The organism is Niameybacter massiliensis (genome assembly GCF_001282685.1).
In the GTDB taxonomy this organism is placed as follows: Bacteria; Bacillota; Clostridia; order Lachnospirales; family Cellulosilyticaceae; genus Holtiella; species Holtiella tumoricola.
On sequence record NZ_LN875035.1, the window covers coordinates 446092 to 463494 of the forward strand.

Annotated in this window: 29 protein-coding genes and 1 pseudogene; 4 read left to right on the forward strand and 26 right to left on the reverse strand. The window is 32.0% G+C overall.

Features of this window, described 5'->3' with window-relative positions; all coding sequences use genetic code 11:
• Positions 1-16: 16 nt before the first annotated feature.
• The 4 genes from BN2390_RS07645 to BN2390_RS07655 all read right to left on the reverse strand — a co-directional run bounded on the left by BN2390_RS07645 (position 17) and on the right by BN2390_RS07655 (position 2264).
• Positions 17-736, reverse strand: coding sequence for a hypothetical protein (locus tag BN2390_RS07645; RefSeq protein WP_053983757.1), 720 nt, complete (start codon positions 734-736; stop codon positions 17-19).
• Positions 737-1221: 485 nt separating this feature from the next.
• On the reverse strand, positions 1222-1671 hold the full coding sequence (locus BN2390_RS07650; protein WP_053983758.1) for a sigma-70 RNA polymerase sigma factor region 4 domain-containing protein: 450 nt from the start codon (positions 1669-1671) through the stop codon (positions 1222-1224).
• A 135-nt stretch (positions 1672-1806) separates the two neighbouring features.
• Complete coding sequence (locus tag BN2390_RS21645; protein WP_154668796.1) at positions 1807-1980, reverse strand: hypothetical protein; 174 nt, start codon at positions 1978-1980, stop codon at positions 1807-1809.
• 80 nt (positions 1981-2060) lie between these two features.
• The gene (locus BN2390_RS07655) at positions 2061-2264 is read right to left on the reverse strand and encodes a hypothetical protein (RefSeq protein WP_053983759.1); all 204 of its coding nucleotides are present in this window, start codon (positions 2262-2264) and stop codon (positions 2061-2063) included.
• Between the two features lie 938 nt (positions 2265-3202).
• Between BN2390_RS07655 and BN2390_RS07665 the strand changes: the two genes are divergently transcribed.
• A complete protein-coding gene (locus tag BN2390_RS07665; RefSeq protein ID WP_053983761.1) occupies positions 3203-4090 on the forward strand; it encodes a hypothetical protein in 888 nt (295 codons plus the stop codon).
• Positions 4091-4194: 104 nt separating this feature from the next.
• On the opposite strand, the pseudogene BN2390_RS07670 reads toward BN2390_RS07665, so the two are convergent.
• The 3 genes and pseudogenes from BN2390_RS07670 to BN2390_RS07675 form a co-directional block, all read right to left on the reverse strand.
• A pseudogene (locus tag BN2390_RS07670) lies at positions 4195-4476 on the reverse strand (YopX family protein); the annotation flags it as partial.
• A 173-nt stretch (positions 4477-4649) separates the two neighbouring features.
• Positions 4650-4832: a hypothetical protein gene (locus tag BN2390_RS21650; RefSeq protein ID WP_154668797.1), complete on the reverse strand. Its 183-nt coding sequence runs from the start codon at positions 4830-4832 to the stop codon at positions 4650-4652.
• Complete coding sequence (locus tag BN2390_RS07675; RefSeq protein WP_053983763.1) at positions 4798-5043, reverse strand: hypothetical protein; 246 nt, start codon at positions 5041-5043, stop codon at positions 4798-4800. The genes BN2390_RS21650 and BN2390_RS07675 overlap by 35 nt, the downstream gene beginning before the upstream one ends.
• Before the next feature lie 119 nt (positions 5044-5162).
• On the opposite strand from BN2390_RS07675, the gene BN2390_RS07680 reads away from it, so the two are divergent.
• Positions 5163-5471 (forward strand): hypothetical protein, encoded by a 309-nt coding sequence (locus BN2390_RS07680; protein ID WP_053983764.1) that lies wholly within the window; start codon positions 5163-5165, stop codon positions 5469-5471.
• Between the two features lie 139 nt (positions 5472-5610).
• On the opposite strand, the gene BN2390_RS21655 is transcribed toward BN2390_RS07680, so the two are convergent.
• Positions 5611-5778: a hypothetical protein gene (locus BN2390_RS21655; RefSeq protein ID WP_154668798.1), complete on the reverse strand. Its 168-nt coding sequence runs from the start codon at positions 5776-5778 to the stop codon at positions 5611-5613.
• Positions 5779-5789: 11 nt separating this feature from the next.
• Positions 5790-6161: a hypothetical protein gene (locus BN2390_RS07685; protein WP_053983765.1), complete on the reverse strand. Its 372-nt coding sequence runs from the start codon at positions 6159-6161 to the stop codon at positions 5790-5792.
• Between the two features lie 349 nt (positions 6162-6510).
• Here BN2390_RS07685 and BN2390_RS07690 point away from each other — a divergent pair, with 349 nt between their 5' ends.
• Positions 6511-6774 (forward strand): toxin C-terminal domain-containing protein, encoded by a 264-nt coding sequence (locus BN2390_RS07690; protein ID WP_053983766.1) that lies wholly within the window; start codon positions 6511-6513, stop codon positions 6772-6774.
• Between the two features lie 43 nt (positions 6775-6817).
• Here the strand turns inward: BN2390_RS07690 and BN2390_RS07695 are convergent, their stop codons facing one another.
• The 17 genes from BN2390_RS07695 to BN2390_RS07765 all read right to left on the reverse strand — a co-directional run bounded on the left by BN2390_RS07695 (position 6818) and on the right by BN2390_RS07765 (position 16744).
• On the reverse strand, positions 6818-7195 hold the full coding sequence (locus BN2390_RS07695) for a hypothetical protein (RefSeq protein WP_053983767.1): 378 nt from the start codon (positions 7193-7195) through the stop codon (positions 6818-6820).
• Positions 7196-7248: 53 nt separating this feature from the next.
• Positions 7249-7782, reverse strand: a complete 534-nt coding sequence (locus tag BN2390_RS07700; RefSeq protein WP_053983768.1) for a hypothetical protein — start codon at positions 7780-7782, stop codon at positions 7249-7251.
• Positions 7783-7807: 25 nt separating this feature from the next.
• Positions 7808-8305: a Holliday junction resolvase RecU gene (locus BN2390_RS07705; RefSeq protein ID WP_053983769.1), complete on the reverse strand. Its 498-nt coding sequence runs from the start codon at positions 8303-8305 to the stop codon at positions 7808-7810.
• The gene (locus BN2390_RS07710) at positions 8298-8801 is read right to left on the reverse strand and encodes a hypothetical protein (RefSeq protein ID WP_053983770.1); all 504 of its coding nucleotides are present in this window, start codon (positions 8799-8801) and stop codon (positions 8298-8300) included. The genes BN2390_RS07705 and BN2390_RS07710 overlap by 8 nt, the downstream gene beginning before the upstream one ends.
• On the reverse strand, positions 8764-8964 hold the full coding sequence (locus tag BN2390_RS07715) for a hypothetical protein (protein WP_053983771.1): 201 nt from the start codon (positions 8962-8964) through the stop codon (positions 8764-8766). Before BN2390_RS07715 ends, BN2390_RS07710 begins: the two co-directional genes overlap by 38 nt.
• A gap of 4 nt (positions 8965-8968) precedes the next feature.
• On the reverse strand, positions 8969-9778 hold the full coding sequence (locus BN2390_RS07720; RefSeq protein WP_198524879.1) for an ATP-binding protein: 810 nt from the start codon (positions 9776-9778) through the stop codon (positions 8969-8971).
• Positions 9738-10625: a Lin1244/Lin1753 domain-containing protein gene (locus BN2390_RS07725; protein WP_053983773.1), complete on the reverse strand. Its 888-nt coding sequence runs from the start codon at positions 10623-10625 to the stop codon at positions 9738-9740. Before BN2390_RS07725 ends, BN2390_RS07720 begins: the two co-directional genes overlap by 41 nt.
• 15 nt (positions 10626-10640) lie before the next feature.
• The gene (locus tag BN2390_RS07730) at positions 10641-11327 is read right to left on the reverse strand and encodes an MBL fold metallo-hydrolase (protein WP_053983774.1); all 687 of its coding nucleotides are present in this window, start codon (positions 11325-11327) and stop codon (positions 10641-10643) included.
• A complete protein-coding gene (locus tag BN2390_RS07735; RefSeq protein WP_053983775.1) occupies positions 11317-11598 on the reverse strand; it encodes a hypothetical protein in 282 nt (93 codons plus the stop codon). Before BN2390_RS07735 ends, BN2390_RS07730 begins: the two co-directional genes overlap by 11 nt.
• Positions 11599-11611: 13 nt before the next feature.
• Positions 11612-12469: a recombinase RecT gene (locus BN2390_RS07740; RefSeq protein WP_053983776.1), complete on the reverse strand. Its 858-nt coding sequence runs from the start codon at positions 12467-12469 to the stop codon at positions 11612-11614.
• 23 nt (positions 12470-12492) lie between these two features.
• Positions 12493-12720, reverse strand: a complete 228-nt coding sequence (locus tag BN2390_RS07745; protein ID WP_053983777.1) for a hypothetical protein — start codon at positions 12718-12720, stop codon at positions 12493-12495.
• Positions 12717-12878 (reverse strand): hypothetical protein, encoded by a 162-nt coding sequence (locus BN2390_RS21660; RefSeq protein ID WP_154668799.1) that lies wholly within the window; start codon positions 12876-12878, stop codon positions 12717-12719. Before BN2390_RS21660 ends, BN2390_RS07745 begins: the two co-directional genes overlap by 4 nt.
• Complete coding sequence (locus tag BN2390_RS07750) at positions 12878-14773, reverse strand: AAA family ATPase (RefSeq protein WP_053983778.1); 1896 nt, start codon at positions 14771-14773, stop codon at positions 12878-12880. The genes BN2390_RS21660 and BN2390_RS07750 overlap by 1 nt, the downstream gene beginning before the upstream one ends.
• Positions 14774-14818: 45 nt before the next feature.
• A complete protein-coding gene (locus BN2390_RS07755; RefSeq protein WP_053983779.1) occupies positions 14819-15199 on the reverse strand; it encodes a hypothetical protein in 381 nt (126 codons plus the stop codon).
• A gap of 334 nt (positions 15200-15533) precedes the next feature.
• Entirely contained in the window at positions 15534-15698 is a 165-nt protein-coding gene (locus BN2390_RS21665) for a hypothetical protein (protein ID WP_154668800.1), read from the reverse strand.
• A gap of 74 nt (positions 15699-15772) precedes the next feature.
• On the reverse strand, positions 15773-16495 hold the full coding sequence (locus BN2390_RS07760) for a Rha family transcriptional regulator (RefSeq protein ID WP_053983780.1): 723 nt from the start codon (positions 16493-16495) through the stop codon (positions 15773-15775).
• Between the two features lie 3 nt (positions 16496-16498).
• Entirely contained in the window at positions 16499-16744 is a 246-nt protein-coding gene (locus BN2390_RS07765; protein WP_053983781.1) for a DUF739 family protein, read from the reverse strand.
• A 192-nt stretch (positions 16745-16936) separates the two neighbouring features.
• Here BN2390_RS07765 and BN2390_RS07770 point away from each other — a divergent pair, with 192 nt between their 5' ends.
• Positions 16937-17389 (forward strand): helix-turn-helix domain-containing protein, encoded by a 453-nt coding sequence (locus tag BN2390_RS07770; RefSeq protein ID WP_053983782.1) that lies wholly within the window; start codon positions 16937-16939, stop codon positions 17387-17389.
• Positions 17390-17403: the final 14 nt, after the last annotated feature.

Genomic DNA, 17403 nt, shown 5'->3' on the forward strand with positions numbered 1-17403 from the left:
ATAATTATTTCTCTTATTAAGATTTTTGGTTAACCACATTTTTATAATTATTTATAAAACGAGTTGTTTGTAATAACAAATTTTCATTTGCCTTCTCAAATTCAACAGGCCAAACATCTGAACAAGAATTACTATGAATATATTGCAGTGCTTCTATTAACTCTTTAGATTCACTCTTATCTTCTAATAATATTTTCAAAGTAAAATATATAGCTACCGATTTGCTTCTATTAACAATTTCCTCACCCTTTTTCAAATTACTGTTTAGTACTTTTAATTCTTCTATCTCTTCTGCGCTAAATTTATATGTACGGCCTTTTTTCTTCATTCCATGAATCTCTTGCCTTATACGTTCATTCTTCCTACATCCATAATAATATAAGTTTATATCTGAACAATACTCACCTATTAAGCTGGCAATTCTCTCAGTAAACTTTATTCGTGTTTCTATTTCTTGACTATTTTTATTTTCTTCTTGAATTTTTAGAGTTAAATGTTTATTTTCTTCTTGAATATTTCTAGTTTGATTTGTAGTAATTTTCAATACACTTAACGTCACTAATACGCTAAACATTGATGGCATAAAACCTCCCCAAAAACCTATCCAGTCGTTACTTGTACTAATATTACTCATGCTTATATGTGTTGTTAGTAAATATACCAAAGCAGGAGTACTTAGCATTGTAATTATTATAATTACTATTAATATCTTTATATATTTCTCATATTCTTTCACTGTACCACTCTCCCTATTTATAATTAATAATGTGTATTATACATTTAATATTCTATTTATGCTATTATCATTTTTATTTAGATAGTTATACTCACCTTCATAAGTACTCAAATCATACCACCTCATATTTTCTAATATTTTAAGCTATAATCAATTATAGACTTCTAGGCATATAATTAATCACCTTAAATACACAAATTAATTTAAGGTATATTTTTTTAGATTTAAGGATTTATTTAGATAGTCATTTATACTTACACTATTAGTTATATTAAAAAAAGCTACTAGGAGCATATACTTCCTAATAGCTTTTTTAATTTTATTTCCTTCAACTTAATGACGATACGAAGATAAATACAATGGACTTTGTAATGTTAGTGCCTTTTGTTTTAACTTCGATAATAGTATTCTAGCACTTGTAAGTAATACACTTCAACATACATATTGCATACTTTTCATATATGTTTTGTATGATTATTGTATGTTTATAGTATATTTATTAGTTCTAATATAACTGGCTTTCTTCGTTTTGCCATACCATCTTTAGTTATATCAAACACTTCTCCTGCTTTTTCAAGAGTGTATCTCTTGAAGTATATTAACTCAACTAACTTTCTTTCGTCCTCTTTAAGTAAGCTTAGTGCATTATCAACCTTTCTTATGTATCTCTCTTTATTTCTAAGTAGTCTATTCATATCATTAATCCTATCAGGAAGATTCTCTTCACGATCTATTACTTCATTCTCTACATTTGAATTAAAGGCATTGGTTGCACTTGAAGGTTTAATCTTATTATTACCTGCCCCCTTTATGCCTACTACATCATTTAGTTCCTCTATATCTATTTTAATGTTTTCTATTTCAACTTTGACTTTTGGATAGTTATAGAGTATACCCTCAACTCTTGCATAATTATTGTCTTTTGCACCTTTCATTTAAAACCTCCTAAAATCGTTTCTAAGATGTTTTTCATATGCACCCATATAATTTATCATTCAACAATTTAAAATTAAATTCTAGTATAAAATCTTAGCCATACGCCCTATGTCTAGATATATGAGTTACTGTAATCACTTTTTAAATGCTCCCCCTATTAATCCAATTAATGCAAAACCTATGTAATAAAAACTTGTTGTTAGTTGTACTTCTGTAAAAGTCTGACATACTTCAAGTACCATATGATCTACACCAAATAAGCTTAAAAGCCAAGCTACTATTAAACCGCCTATAAATCCTTCTAACATAACTCTCACCTCTATTAATCATACTTGTTCACAATATATGCTGACTCACGCTATTTACATACAAAATAAGATATCAATTTCTATTGTTTTAGCATGACAACAACAGTTAATACAACAAGTGATGCATTGAACCATCTCCACTTCTTATCTCCATTAAATAAGTAATACATCCCAATAAATAATGTTCCCACTTGAATTAATGATCTTATAATTATTTCAATCATGGTTACTAACATACTCACCTCTTCAAAACTAATTTTATTAAATAGCTTCTTACATTCCATAACATTGCTCTTGCATATTAGCAGCTACTATAGCTTTTGCTAGTGTCAAAACTCTCTCTCCTTCTTTTCTTTAAAATTTAGTACTAGTAGTAATTTTATTAAACTCAAGTTCATATATTTTATTAAAGACGTGTACGGGTTCCTTTTGAGGGGGATTTAGCATTGTATCTCACAGCGCTTAGAAAGGATGTGGTATAATGCTAGAAACAATATTAGCCATTCTAGTTGTTACTCTTGTAATAAAGCTATTAGGTTAAAATATTGCCTGGGGGATACACGTCTTTCTCTATGTTAAAAACATTTTTTATTGAATACTTCTATTGAATACTAAAAAGTTATACTTTATAATAATTATCAGATAGGTTTTACACTCCTAAATGTCTACCTATCTTAATTAAGTACCCCTGGCGATTATAAAATTAAGATCCACCTCCCGTGGCATGTTATTATATCTATCTGCCAAGGGGTATTTTTTTGCTCAAAAACTAATTTTATTGTCATACATACTATATTCTTTTATAATAGAACCTAAATATATAAAAAATAAAAAGGGTGGTTGCTCTGCTAAAAATGAATCTATTTAAACATTTTTTAACATGCTTATTTACTAAACCAAAAGATAAAAGACTTAGCAAAATTTTCTTCTATTACTTTTATATCCTAAACCTTATATGGGGAGTAATTGGATACATTTATAATTTATTTGTAGGAGTTGGATTTTTAGTAGCTACTAGTAACCTATTGCTATATGCCATCCTCCTACATCTTTTTAGACTTGATGTAATAATCAAGTTCTTTAAAGATATAAAGAAAAGTAATAAACCATGAAAAAACTATTTTATCTGCTTAAAATTCTTTTATGCTCAAAACTTATATGCAATTGTTGCCTTACACAAGATTTGTTATAATAATTTATACAAATATCGGAAGGGGATTTTATGAGTCTTACATTAACGGGTTATTCTAAAAGTCATAGATTATGTGAAAGTTATTTTTTTGTTAATGGACATAAATTAGAACATTTTAGAATAGTAAACAAAGGTTATATCAGTTATTCAGATTTGAATGATTGTGTATTTAACTATAGATTGCGACAATATTCTTTTGAGGAACTAATAGCCAATGATGCTTTTGAACTAGAAATAGCTGATTGTTATACTAGTATTATGTCCAGTGAAATGTTTTGTATGGAATTAAAAGATAGATTTATTTTTAGGTTATTAGAAACCTTAGAAAATAGTATTAACAAAGCAAGGCTTGAAACAATTAATGCTTCAAGTAAATTTAGCATGGATTTTCTAAATAGTGATATATCGTGTCATATGTATGGGTGGTACTATCGTCAACGCTGTTATCAAGCCATTAATGCTATAAATACATATAACTCTATATTTGACATCCTAATGCAATTAATTTGGATATATGAGTATTCGTCCCCTCATTCAAGTTCCTTTACATCTATTTTAAAAGAATATAATCGAAATAAATTTATTGCGAAGTATGAACATAAAACTGACGTTTATAACTTATTCTTCACTAAAAGATATAAGAGAAGTAAAAAATTCCATGATACGAACTCTGAATATGCAACTATAAGAAACTGGTGTAATACTATTAAACATAGTGGCAATTTAGAATTTGAGGGAAATAGATTTATGGATAAACCAACATCTAAAGTTATTCTAAATAATGGTGATATACATTCTAGTACAGATGCAGAGTATACTTATTTAGATTTAGATCTAGAAGTTATCCCAGAACTTCTAAGCTATCATAAAGCAATTTATGATTTATCTGAAAAAGTTATAGCATATATTTCTAAATAGCTTCATTCACATAGTGAGTACTTTATATCTCCAGTATTGAATGCTCACTATGATTCCCTCATTTCCAAAGAACTCACTAGTACCTTCCTTATAAATCTTAAATTTTAGACTTTCAGCAACTCTTTGTGTTCATGAATATTTCCAACCACCTTACCCTTAACACTCCAATAATCTAAATCAGTTCTAAAATATGTGCTTTCTATCCATTTAATAGTGAATGTTGCATTTTCAAATAAAACATAACATATTGATTCTTCTCCATGCCTACTTGTAAACAATAGTATGTCACCTTCATAGATTTCTTTACCATTCTTATCTTTTAAGCCTGTATACTGCATAAGTTCAACATCATCACTAATAATCAACGTAAGTAACTCAAATGTTTCATTCTCAGCATCACTAAACGCAGTCTTTTTAACCTATTCGCCAAATTTCACTATCCCTTCATGTGGCAATATTTTTTTCTGATTCTTTTCCCACGCTCTAAACTTAATCTCTCTCATCTTCATCCTCCTACCTTTTTGTTGGCCTTAACAATATGGTAAGGACACGAACGTCCCTACCAATCCCTTGTAGATCTCATTTCAAACTCTTCATACATTTCACATTCACACTTTTCACAATAGCAATCATAGTAATATTCTTCTTCTACTGTTAGCCTTTTACCGCATCTGTCACACCTGCAAACCTCTCTGCCTATAACCTTGTCAATCAATTTCAATATCTTGTATTTCATCTTCATACAAATCATCCCACCCTTGCATTTGTGCATATGCTCTAATAAGTGATTCAAGGTAGAATGTAACCTCTTTTCCACTCATATTGCACATGGACATACTTACATGTATCTCCTCTTCATCTTGTTCTGTAGAAACTACCATACCTTTATCAAGTACCTTTTCTGTGCCATCTTTGTACTTAATAATTACTTGCTCTATATCACTTGATCCCATTTAGTTCTCATCCTTTCAAAAATTATTTTTATCATACTATTTGAATTATTTATTATATTACCATATACTTTATCTATCAGCTTTTTAGAGTTGAATTTTAAAAGAAAGGTGGGATAACTATGTCTTCTGATTTAGAAACTTTAGCAAATCAAAATCCTAATGATCCTAAATTATTTAATTTGCTAAGTGAAAATGAAAAAGAAATATTACTTAAATGGATTGATGATAATTTCTCTCCTATCCAGTCATTTTTAACTTCAAAAACTTCATACGGTTTAAAGCAAACTTTTGATAGAACTCATTTTTATGTTTGTAATGGAGTATTTAAAGGCGCAATGCTTGAAGCTGGATATAAAGTAAAAAATACCGATGATATCAATTGGATATTTAACATTTCTAAAAAATCTCCATACTTTTCGCTTAAATAATTAAATCCCATTTAATTTAGGCATCATGCTTTATACCCTTTTATCAAGTTAAATGAAACGTATTTTGTAATCATTTAGAACATGATGCCATTTCTTTATTAAGCTGTAGACTAGTAATAAGTTAAATAAAAATTTACTTCTAACTATTGTAATATACAACTCTTTTTCTAGAATCTTCTTTTACCTTTTTGCGATATCTTCTTGCACTACCCTTAACACCTTTTAATTGCCACTCTGTCAACTCTTTGCCATTGAGTGCCTTATCTACTAGCACTAAAAAGTTTTCTGTTACTGGATACTTTTTCATAATCTGTTACCTCACCTCAAGTTATTCATTTTTTCCTCTCTCCACTCCGTATACTCTGTTTTCTCTTTCAAATTAAGATTGGCCTTCTCTTCCATTCTCTTTGTGGTTTCTTCCAGTTCTTGAAGTGTTATAACTCTACTGTTTATACATTCTAAATGTTCTTCCATTCTGTCCTGGTACCTCTGCAATCTTTTGGATCCAAAACCAAACTCATCATGCAAAGTAATCATTGAAGCTGCTACTATGGTACGTATTGCTATATTTCCAAAAGCTTCTCTATCACGTTGTACCTTTTCTTGTGCTATTTTATCAGCAACTTCTACTGTCATTTTAGCCATGCTTCTGGCATTACCTTTTTGTTGATATGGTTTAAACCTTTTCATGTGTATTCCCCTTTCTGTATTCCTTTCTTAATAACTCATTCATTCTTCAGTTACTTTCTAAAAACAATCTCTTATAGCACTGAAATTCCAGCGTTATTTGGTTAGATCTCTCCTTTAACATCAAAAATTACATTTTTTCTTATATTTTTTTTGAACAATATATTATAGGGTACTCACCCTACTAGGCCTATTTAGGTCTATTTTTTTTGCCTTTTTCTAAAAAGGAAAATATTTTCCTACTCTTTTTCTATCTTCTTTGTGCCACCGCACAGAGGAGATTTTTTTTTGGAATCGCACGTGTAAATGCACCTTTTCCTCAAGTAATGACATTCACAAAGGAGGTCGTACAATGAATAAACAACGACAAGAAAAAATCAAATATCCAAACAAAGAAATAAAGCAAATAGCGGAAAAACTAGGATTTGTGTTAACCAAATATCGTACGTTCAACAATCAACTAATCTTTACCGATGGTAAGAACTTCATCTCACACGATGTTGACCAACATAATGGTGGGTTTTGGAAAATGGCTAAATCTATTAAAAAGCTAAATTTAAAGAATAGTAGATGTGGAACATTCTCTTGTGATTTGAAAACACGTATAGGTGGTTAGATTATTTATAGGGGAGCAAATCCCCTTTATAGCAACTAATCTACTACTCTAAAACGTACTTGAATCTTAGCCCTTTACTTTTTATGTATCCATCACGGTTTCTTATTGCATTTCTTATTGTTTTACTGCTTATAAAGTTATCTTCTGCTGCAGTTTCTGCATCATCGTACTTATCAATAACCTCTCCTGTTTCGTAATCAATTTGAGCAACCCTATAATTACATAATGGTCTATTAGGACCATCTGCATATGCAAATCTAAGATGTTTATTATTTAGCTTACCGCTATTCTTTACAATGGCGTTTGTAACATCTACTCTAAATAATCCAAACTTCTCAAGAGCCTCTTTCATACTTCCATATGTTTCAACAACTTCTCCAGTTTCAAAATCTAGTTGATTAAGCCTTCTTACCATTGGCATTTATAAAACCTCCTTAGTAGCTTTAAAGAAGGTTTTTCAACCTCCTCTTTTGCCTACGCTTCTAGTTCATCTTTATTATTTTGAATTACTTCATCCATGTTCACTTGTGCTCTACTTTCTGGTTTCTCTTTATCTTCACTTTGATTAACCACTTCTAATTCTTCTATGCTAATTTGAGCTTGTTGAAGAGGTTTAGCAATAAGCTTACCACCTTCTTCCACCAATTCATGTGTTGTATATGTAACATCACCATCTGTTGTATCTTTTTGTACAAGCTTAGCTGTAACTCTATGCTTAATACGTGGTGCTTTATAAACAGCTATCTTTGCATTACTTCCATTTCCACTTTCAATAGTCTTGGTAGCTTCTTTTTCCTCACATGATATTTTGATTGTAATTGCAATAGTTGCTTCCTCAAATTCTTCATCATAAACATTTGCTGTAGAGTTTTTAACTGCTCTATCAATATCTTTTGCAATCCCTGCAAACATAGGTGAGTAAAAGCTTAATTCAAGTTCCTGCTTAGCAAGTTTAGCTGCTTCAATTTCTTTTTGTTCATACTCTGTAAGTTGTCTTTCGTTTTTCATTTTTAACCCTCCAGGTATATTAGTATTAAATTGCTAATTTAAATAATTCGCTTAGATCATAGGTACTACGTACTTTTTTAATTCTTGATGGTATGATAACTGCCTTCCCACTTTTTACAATATCTAATTCACTTATGCTTTTCTTACCAAACATTCCGTAATTAGTAATCTCATCAAAGGCTTGAATTGACAAGAAATATGTATTATTAGATTTTCTAAAGTTAATGATAAATCCTGCTACACAATGAAGTGCTGCCTTCCTTAAGTTCTTAAGTTGATGAGGTTTTATTGTTGGTGTTTTACCTTCAAAGCTTAGTGCTGTTGTACCTATGCTTTTAAGTTCTAAAGCATACATCATAGGTTTTTTATACAATACATAATCATAAGGTGATTTAGGAGCAAACCTCTGTGTACTTGCTGCTACATCAAAACCTATCGCACTATCTGTTAGCCTTAAGCAATATACGTCTTTTGGTATTGAATCCTTAAAGTCTGCTTCAAACTGTTTACCTACATTAGCCAATATTAAGCACCCTCTTCCACCATGACTTGTTGATGCATTGATGATATAAATTTTTGTAGTGGTCCATTTGCTTTTTCCAGTATATTGCTACGTCCTCTGCCTGATTTTTATCCATAAGTAAATCATTAGCACGATCTCTTTCAACTTCATACATATGATAAATTCTTTCAGTTTCTTTTATCTGTGCTCCATATGACGCATTAGCTGTTGTTGCATCTTTTTTATGGAATTCAACTAACTCTTCTAGATCTCTAATCTTATCAGCTGAATTCATACACATAGCCTTTATACTTTGGTCCTTTTGTGTAATTAATTCTTCTTTTGCCATTATAATATCTGATAGATTAGCCACTGTTTTATTGAGCTCTATATTTTCTTTTTCGAGATTATCAATTTGTATAAACAATTGGTGTAATGTTACTTGTTGATTTTTAACACGTTCTTTGGTGGTTAAAGCTTTACAATTTGAAGTTTTCTTCTTCATTCTCTTGTTCATCTATTTTCATCCTTTCGTATCCATATATTTCTCTGTACGCTTTTTCTTCAAGGATTAACTTAATGGTCAGTTGACTCATGGTTATATCCTGTTCCCTCGCAAGTTTCCTTAATATCTCGTATGCCTCTTCATTAACACGTATACTCCAGCACTCTACTTGCATAGAATCACCCCATTAATTCTTTGAGCATTTCCTCATTTTTGCTTTTAGCCTTAGTTCTTCTTACACTTTCCTCTGGCATCACTACTTGCATCACCATATCTTCTAATCTATTTATAAGTCTATAATCGAATCCTAGCTTATTCATTGGTATGTTAGATGTTATAAGAGTCACTCTCTTATTCGTAAGCCTTCTATTGATAATTCTGTAGAAAATATTGTTTATCCAATCCTTATTTCCCTCAACACCAATATCATCAAGTATCAATACAGGTATGGTTACAAACTCTTCAACAAGTGCTTCTTCACTGCTACCGCTTTTGTCATTCCATGAATCTCTTATCTTACCCAGTAGATCAACAGTAGTAATAAATCTAACATGCTGCTTTTTGTACTTAACAAGTGAATTTCCAATACTTACTGCAAGTCTTGTCTTTCCACTTCCAGCTTCTTTTGAGTAAAAGTAAAGTCCTCTACCAAGTTCCTGCATTTTTTCAAATTTATCTACATACTTCTTGGCTACACTTACGGCTCTACTCGCCTTTACTTTAGACTCTTCTAGCTTATAAATATCAATATCGAAGTCCTCTATTGCTAAGTTTTGAAACTCTTTTGGTATCTGTGCAAAATCAAGCTTGTTATAGATAACTTGCTCTTCATAGCACTTACACTTTTTAGCAAATAACCCCTCCGGTTTATTAACTAAGTAATGTCCTGAACCATCACATATACCATAAGGGCATCCACATGTTCTTTCTGGCTCAGTCTGTGCTTCTTCATTGAATTCCGTGCTGCTCAGCATATTTTGCGAATTCATCTTCAACTGGTTCGCTATCCTCTGTATTTGGTCCTGTGTTATTTGCCCCATTTCCTTTCACCTTCTTTTGTTCTTTCTTAAGCTCTTGGTCAGCTATGTATTGATTGAGAGTAAGTATTTTCTCTTTAGTACATCTTTCAAGTATGCTTTTTGTGTACTTGAGGTTTCTTACTCCATTCTCAATGGTTTCTGTTAAAGATTTTTCTATTAGCTCAATCTCCATACCATCTTCTATATAGCTTGTTAACATTTCAATTTCATATTGACTAGGCATACGTCCAAAAGTACTCTCTAGCATAGTCGCAATTCTTTTAATGTTAGTAGCAGCTGTATTCTCCTCACTACTACTTTCCTTTTCTTTCTTTTTACTTTCTATTTTCTTTACTTTACTTTGGGGATTACTGCTAGCATTAACTTCGGTTTTTGTAACAATAACTAGAGTTTTTGTTGCAGAAACTTCATTTTTGGTTAAAAGTAGGTATTCTTCATAAATTTCCATTGCGCTTCTACGTCCTATTGCGAATATAAATCTCTGTTGAATTCCATGAGAAGTTAAGATTTTGTACTTGTCATACATTTGCTGATTAAATAACCCCCACTCTAAACATGAGGTTATTACTGCATTAACTATAGTTTCTGCTGCATTAACTCGTTTACTAAAGATTAATTGCTCCTTTTTAGTCCACTCTAAGTAGTAACCACTTTTGTAGATTGACTGAAGTAACTTTATAAAAATTGCAAATCCTACAAGTCCGTGTTCACTTTCTACAAGTTCTAGTTCATCATCTTTTCCAGCAGCAACATCCAGTGGAAAGTATTCTAACCCATCCTTTTTAGGCCTTGCCAATTCATTCACCCCTTTCTAAAAGGGGCATAGGCTTAAATCAATTTCTAGCCCCTTTTCAGCTATGTAAGTTGATTTATTAGTCAACTCATGTATTTCTCTTTTAAATTCCTCTGCATGACTATTTGAATCACTCAGATGCAATAAAACAATATTCCTAGTCTTACTTAAGTCATTTGCCTGGAGAAAGTCTTTACAAGTCTCCAGGCTCATATGATCTCGAACTATACGGTCTGCCAGTACTGGATTGAGTCCATTATCTACATGTTCATCAAGTATCTCTTTTGAATAGTTACACTCTATAAGCCAATGATTAGTTTCCTTAAACGTGTATTCTATATAACCTGTATCTGTTCCAAAAATTAACTGACCTAAGCCTTTATGATTAATTTTAAATCCATAACAGGGTACATCATGGTGATTCTTGAATGGTATGTAATTAAATCCACCAAACCTTAGAACCTCTTCATTCCTGTTAACTGTATAAGGCGAATAAACCTTAATTCCTCTCATAATGTACTGCCCTACATATCCTGCATGGTCCTTATGTTCGTGACTTACTAAGCATCCGACTATCTTCCTATAGTCCACATACCTTATGAGTTCTTTAAACGGTACCCCAGCTTCAATCACTAGGGCCTCCGTTTCAGATTCTAAGATATAACTATTACCAGCCGAACCACTTGCTAATACTTTAAGCCTCATCCTCATTCCTCCTAAATTCATCATCTTCTATGAACTTAATATCTTCTCTATATACATGAATGAATGTAGGATCATCTTCTGTAAACCCAGCTTCTTTGATAAAACCTATTACTTTAACTATTTTCGAATTGGCATATCCTTCGCAAAAATGTAACTCTGCAAGATGTATATTAGGGAACTGCCTTACTTCATCAATACTATATAGTTCTGTCACTTCTCCTGCTCTAGCAAGTGAAAATGTTTCATTAATAACCTTTACTCTTCTAGGCATTTAGAACACCACCTTAAATAGGACATACTATTTCTTCTTGAGTTGGTGCAGTTACTTGCGCTGGTACTTCTTGCTTATCTTCAACAAATGGTACATCTACAAATTCCTTACTTGCAGTCATTTCCTTTTGTTCTGCTTGTGGTGTAGGTGTAGATTCTTCATCTGCACCTTGATATGTATCAATTAGATCTCCATCATCACTGGAGTTAATAAGTGTTTTACAAACCCTTGTGATAATAGTTTTTTTACACATTTCATCCGTAAAGTTTGTGTGTGCTCCTGACTTTCCTTTTGCATAGCCTTGATTCCATGATTTCTGGATTTGGTCGTAACTCATATATACAAGGTCACCTCTTGTACCATCTTTAAAGATTGGAATAGCAAATGCACCTGTAATTTTTGACAAATTAACATTAAGTGGATTTGGTTTGTAGGTCTTAAGCTGCATGGTGAGATCATCAATATTGAATTCCATTTCAAATTCATCACCTTCATAGATAACAAAAGCCTTTACCTCTTCAAGACCTGAAACTCTTTTAGCAATAGCCAGCTTGCCGAAGTATGAAGTCATAAGCTGAAGCTTTCCTCCGAATGCTACAAAGTAGCATTGTTTTTTGCTTGGCTCTAGTCCCATCTTAACCATGTCTAAAAGAGAGTTGGCAATACTTTCTTTGGTACAACTTTCAAGCACTGGTTTCTTCGCATTATCTACTGTTTCAGCTAAAATTAATGCAGCACTTTGAAGTGCATTTCCTGCTACATAGTTTTGTGGTAATACTAATGACTTGTTCTCTTGAAGCTTGTTTACCTTTGCTAATACACTATCTGTAATTTCCTTTTGTGGTTTTACTGCTACTTGGTTATCTGACATCATTTGTTCCTCCTTGGTTTTAATTAATTTAATGGCATTTGAAATACTTCATCATCTTTTGTTTTGTTTTGAATAAAGTTTGCTATAATAGCCATAACTTCTTTTGCTCTTTCCTTTGTTCCGTAATCCCCTAGATGCACATAATCTTTTCCATAATTATTTACTATTCTTCCGCTCTCCCAAGCCTTTACTGTCTTGCATAATGTTAATGTTGTTCCATCTTGACTTCTAATCCAAATACCCTTCATCATTTAGTTCCCTCGCTTTTCTTTTTGAATTTACATGTCCAACAATCATTACAAGTTGCACACTTTTTCTCTTTTCCATAATGGCTACACATAGCGCATGCTTTTGAACCATTGCATAAATGATTTTCTTTATCCCAGTTACCACATGTATCACGCTTCATTATTCAATCCTCAACTCCTTATCAACTGCACTCACAATAAGGTCGATTACTTGACTTTGAGTTGCTGGAATGTCTGTTACAGATTCTCTATTATCAATGAATATAGGCGCATTCATTCCATAGTGTTCACTTAGAACATTTATAATCTCTATACCAGCTTGAACTTGGGCTGCATTATTTGCATTGCTGAAAGGAACTCCATTAATAAGTGATTCACAGCACTCTGCAAGTCCACCGTTTATTTGTTGATCAAATAGCTTAAAGCTTACGTTTTTAAACTTGCTATTGATATTAGCTTCTAGCATTTCTACTTTAGCCTTTGTAAAGTCCTCTATCATGATTTCTACTTGTTCTACATCTGCAAGCTTGCATTGTAAATCCTTAAGTTGCTCCTGAAGCTCTTTTATTCTTGCAAGCGCTTTAGCATTGGAATCATGCTTAGATACTCTTAATTTGATATTTTGAATATTAATCTCTTCCATTTTGATAGCTTGCTTAATGGCTTCATTGTCTACGCTTTCAAATGCTTGTACCTCTTTTTTGAGAACATCTATTTGATTATCTATTTCAGACGTATCACATGGTGTAGTATCTATTGGCTTCTCAAGTATCTTTTCAACCTCATTAATATTTGATTGAATACTTACTAATTGGCATGCAATCTCTTCAAATCTAGTAGTTAAATTCTGCATGTTCTGCTGTGTATTTAGTAAATCTGCTTTAATTATGTTTGCTTCATTAAGCAAACGTTCTTGTCTTATAGCTTTCTCTTCTATGTATTTGCTTTTAAGCTTTTCAACTTCTTCACTAGGTAGATCCTGTCCACAAGTAGGACAAATAGCTTTATGCTCATCAAAAGTTTCTTCTTCTATTTTCATCCATTCATTACGTCTGTCTGCTACTTTTGAAGTAAGGATAACTTCATCTTGTTTTAATGCTTCAATTTTCTTGACAATACTATCTTGCTCATATGTATGATTAGATAACTCACGTTTTAAAGTTTCTAACCTGTCCTTATTTTGGTTGTATTCTGCATATGTAGATTTATTATGCGCTCTTATAATCTCTTCTTTTGTGCGCTCTAAACTTAGTATTTGATGTTGTTTTGTACGTATCTCATTAAACTGTGCATCTGTAGCTTCTAATTGTTTTTCTAACTCTGCTTTATATGCTTCTTTTTCATCTATTTTTGCCTGGAGAACTTCTAACGGTTCAAGCCCTTCTTCTAGGCTTCTAGTTTGCTCATCAATTCTTGGTGGAATGTTCTCAATATCTGACTTAAGCTTCTTCTTAGTAGCTGCTAAAGACTTCTTGTATTCATCTGCACTTTTACCTGCTAATGTTTCTTGAAGTTTTTCATAACCCTCTATTTGGTTATCAGCAATATTGCCACATACTTCAAATAGGAACTTTCTTTTGTCTTGCCACTTCATTGCTTCAAAAGCTAATGGATTGGTTAAAAGCTTAAATGTCTTTTCATTAATAATTTCATTAACGTACTCTTGATACTCACTCTTTTTGCAAGGAACCCCATCTATATAGTAGATAGTCTCATGACCACTAAACTCCTGTTCTGCTTGTCCACGCTTCTTAACCCACTTTTCTCTAAACAACTTTCCTAGTGTGAATGTCTTGCCATTCAATACAAAGTCAGCTGTAACTTCTGTATTAAGAAAATGAATAGGCTCATTGTGTTCTGTGAGTGGTTTAATCTCGAAGTCCTTACGCTCCTGGCTATCTTTGTCATATAATAACCAACTAAACGCATCTGCTATTGTTGTTTTCCCTGTTCCATTTGCTCCATATATCCTAGTTTCTGTTGTGTCGAAAAAAATTCTTCTTTCTTTAATTCCCTTGAAATTCTTCAACTCTAGTACTTTTAATAAAAGTTTCATCTTACAAATACCTCCTAATTGGTATATAATCTAACTGATAAATTTTTATTTATCTGCACCAGTATGCTTGCCGGCGGCTGGTGCATTTTTAATTGTATCTAATGCTCTTTGGTAAACTGCTGCTTCATGAATAAGTTCTTGTACTGCGAATAATACATATTCAACTATTATTTCAAGTTGATGATTGATATCTGCTATAGGCTTATTCATCTTAATCATTTCCCAAAGTTCTACTTTATGAATGTGCAACCAATCAAGTTGTTCAAATGCTTCTTCATGTTCTTCTAATGCAAGTCCCCACATTTCATGATGATTGTGCATGTCACCCCATTTCTCTGTGTTAAACTCAGTTTGTTCTTGCTTAAGCTGCTTGATCATATCAAGTATGTATTGGTCTTTTTCTTCTTTTGACATTATCTTAATCATTGCTATGCTCCTTTTTCCTTTCCTCATTTCTAGCTATGTATGATGCTCCTACCATTGATGTAATTCCTATCAAGTAACCAAATGAAAATATCAAAATATCTTTCATAAGTCCTCCTTTTTAGTTAGAAGCTATGTACATTGAAATGCCAAAGATACCAAGTGTTATAAATGATGAGATTATATATTGTGTAAAATTAAGTAAGTCACATTCTAATCCGCCTGCAAGGCCCAAAAGCATTACAAATGATAATACCGAAATGGTACCCATTAGCTTTTTCAATTAACTCTCACCTCATTTTTAATTGCTTGTCCAATTTCATCGCTGTAGATGAAGTTAATCATCTACTTCTTGTTTAACATCAATATCTTTAATTGGATTTACAAACTCGTATCCTATCTTATGTACTGCATTAATAAGCATTTTTGTAAGCATTATCTTCTGTTCTTCTTTCGAATATGAATCTAAATCCTTTCCGTTAACTGTATAAATTACTTTCATACAATCACCTCTATTTATATCTATGTTTGTATAAAATTGTCCTATTAGCACTTTTACAATTTATTTGTATTATGCTATGCTCCTTTCTTCTCAAATAAACTTGTCTGTTCATAAGGTCTTTCCATCTTCAATATCCTTATACTCTCATCAATAATATCCATAGAATTTCTAAGCGTTTCTATGTCTATATCCTCCCACTTTCTAGCACCTAACCTAATAAGTACACGTTCTTTAACCAGTTCGTATTCTTCATCAGCTTTGGCAATTCCTAAACGTTTCTTTATGTAATGGCTGATACTTGATTTATCTGCACATGATGGCTTGTAGTATTCAGAGCATTTCCTTTCTACTTGCTTGATAGCAATTCCTAATTGCTCGTCTACTAAGCCCATGATTTGCCCTTTGAACTCGGCTAGGGCTTTGTTTATATCTAGTGAATGAACAACTTGTTCCATCTCATTAAAGCGTTTTACGTACTTAGCTGTAAAAATTATTCCTTTTTCTCCTGTAAATTTATTTGCTAGAAAGTCACAACCTAATCTAGTGCAGTCATAGCATTTTCTTGGTTTACCTTGTGCGTCTATATATGTACTTTCTATGAAATAATCAGCCAACGGAAAATTCCGCTCGCTAAGAACCGGTATAATCCCCTTCGTTTTCACTGTTCCATCTGTTTTATTTGTCCCTTCTAACTTTTGTAAAATATCTGAATGTCTAACTTCCATCATCTCAGCAACTTCTACTGTAGTAATTGCTGCTGGCTTTTCTTGTTTCTTACATAATGCATTCTTTGGCATATGTCATGCTCCTTTCAGTATTTGTTCTTCTTTCTGAACTTTTTCATTAAAAAAATATGATGGTATCTCTTCTTTTCTTAACCCTAAGACTTCTACTGAACGATTTATCTCATTTTGTGAAAATTCTAGTTTATTATTTAGTCTGTGGCTAAGTGAGACCCTTCCTATGCCTATCTTTTTAGCAAAATTATCTTGTGTTCCGCAAACTTCCTTAATTCTGCCTAGAAGCTTATTATAATCAAAACTCATTTTTCTCACTTCCTCTCTTTTTCATTTGTTCGTGTTTCTGAACTAACTAAATCATAAATCATGAATTTTTAACTGTCAATATATTTTTTCGTGTTTCTGAACTTTTTTTATTATTATTGGTGCATAATGTTGTCTTTTCTGAACACATATGATATTATCAGAATAGATTAACAAAAAAGGAGCCTTTATATCATGAAGAAAACTATATCAGAAAGAATAAGAGAAGGTTTAGCAATAAGAGGCATGAAACAAGCTGATTTAGTTAATAAAACCGGAATTGGTAAATCCTCTATCAGTACTTATATTTCAGGTTCTTATGAACCTAAACAAACTAATATCTATAAAATTGCTAAGGCATTAGATGTTAATGAGGCATGGCTTATGGGGCATGATGTTAAAATGGATAGAGATACCTCAGCCCAAGAACTTAATTTAACTGCAGCCGAACAGGAACATCTTAAGAGATATAGAACACTGGATGAAAAAGGACAACATACGGTAGATACCGTACTATATATGGAGTATAACCGTTGTACCAATGACTATTTAATGCCAATAGCGGCACATAATGATAATATTAACGATGAACAATTAGAGAAAATAAATAGAGATATAGAAAACATTTTACTTAAGAAAAAAAGATAATTTTATAATTTTTA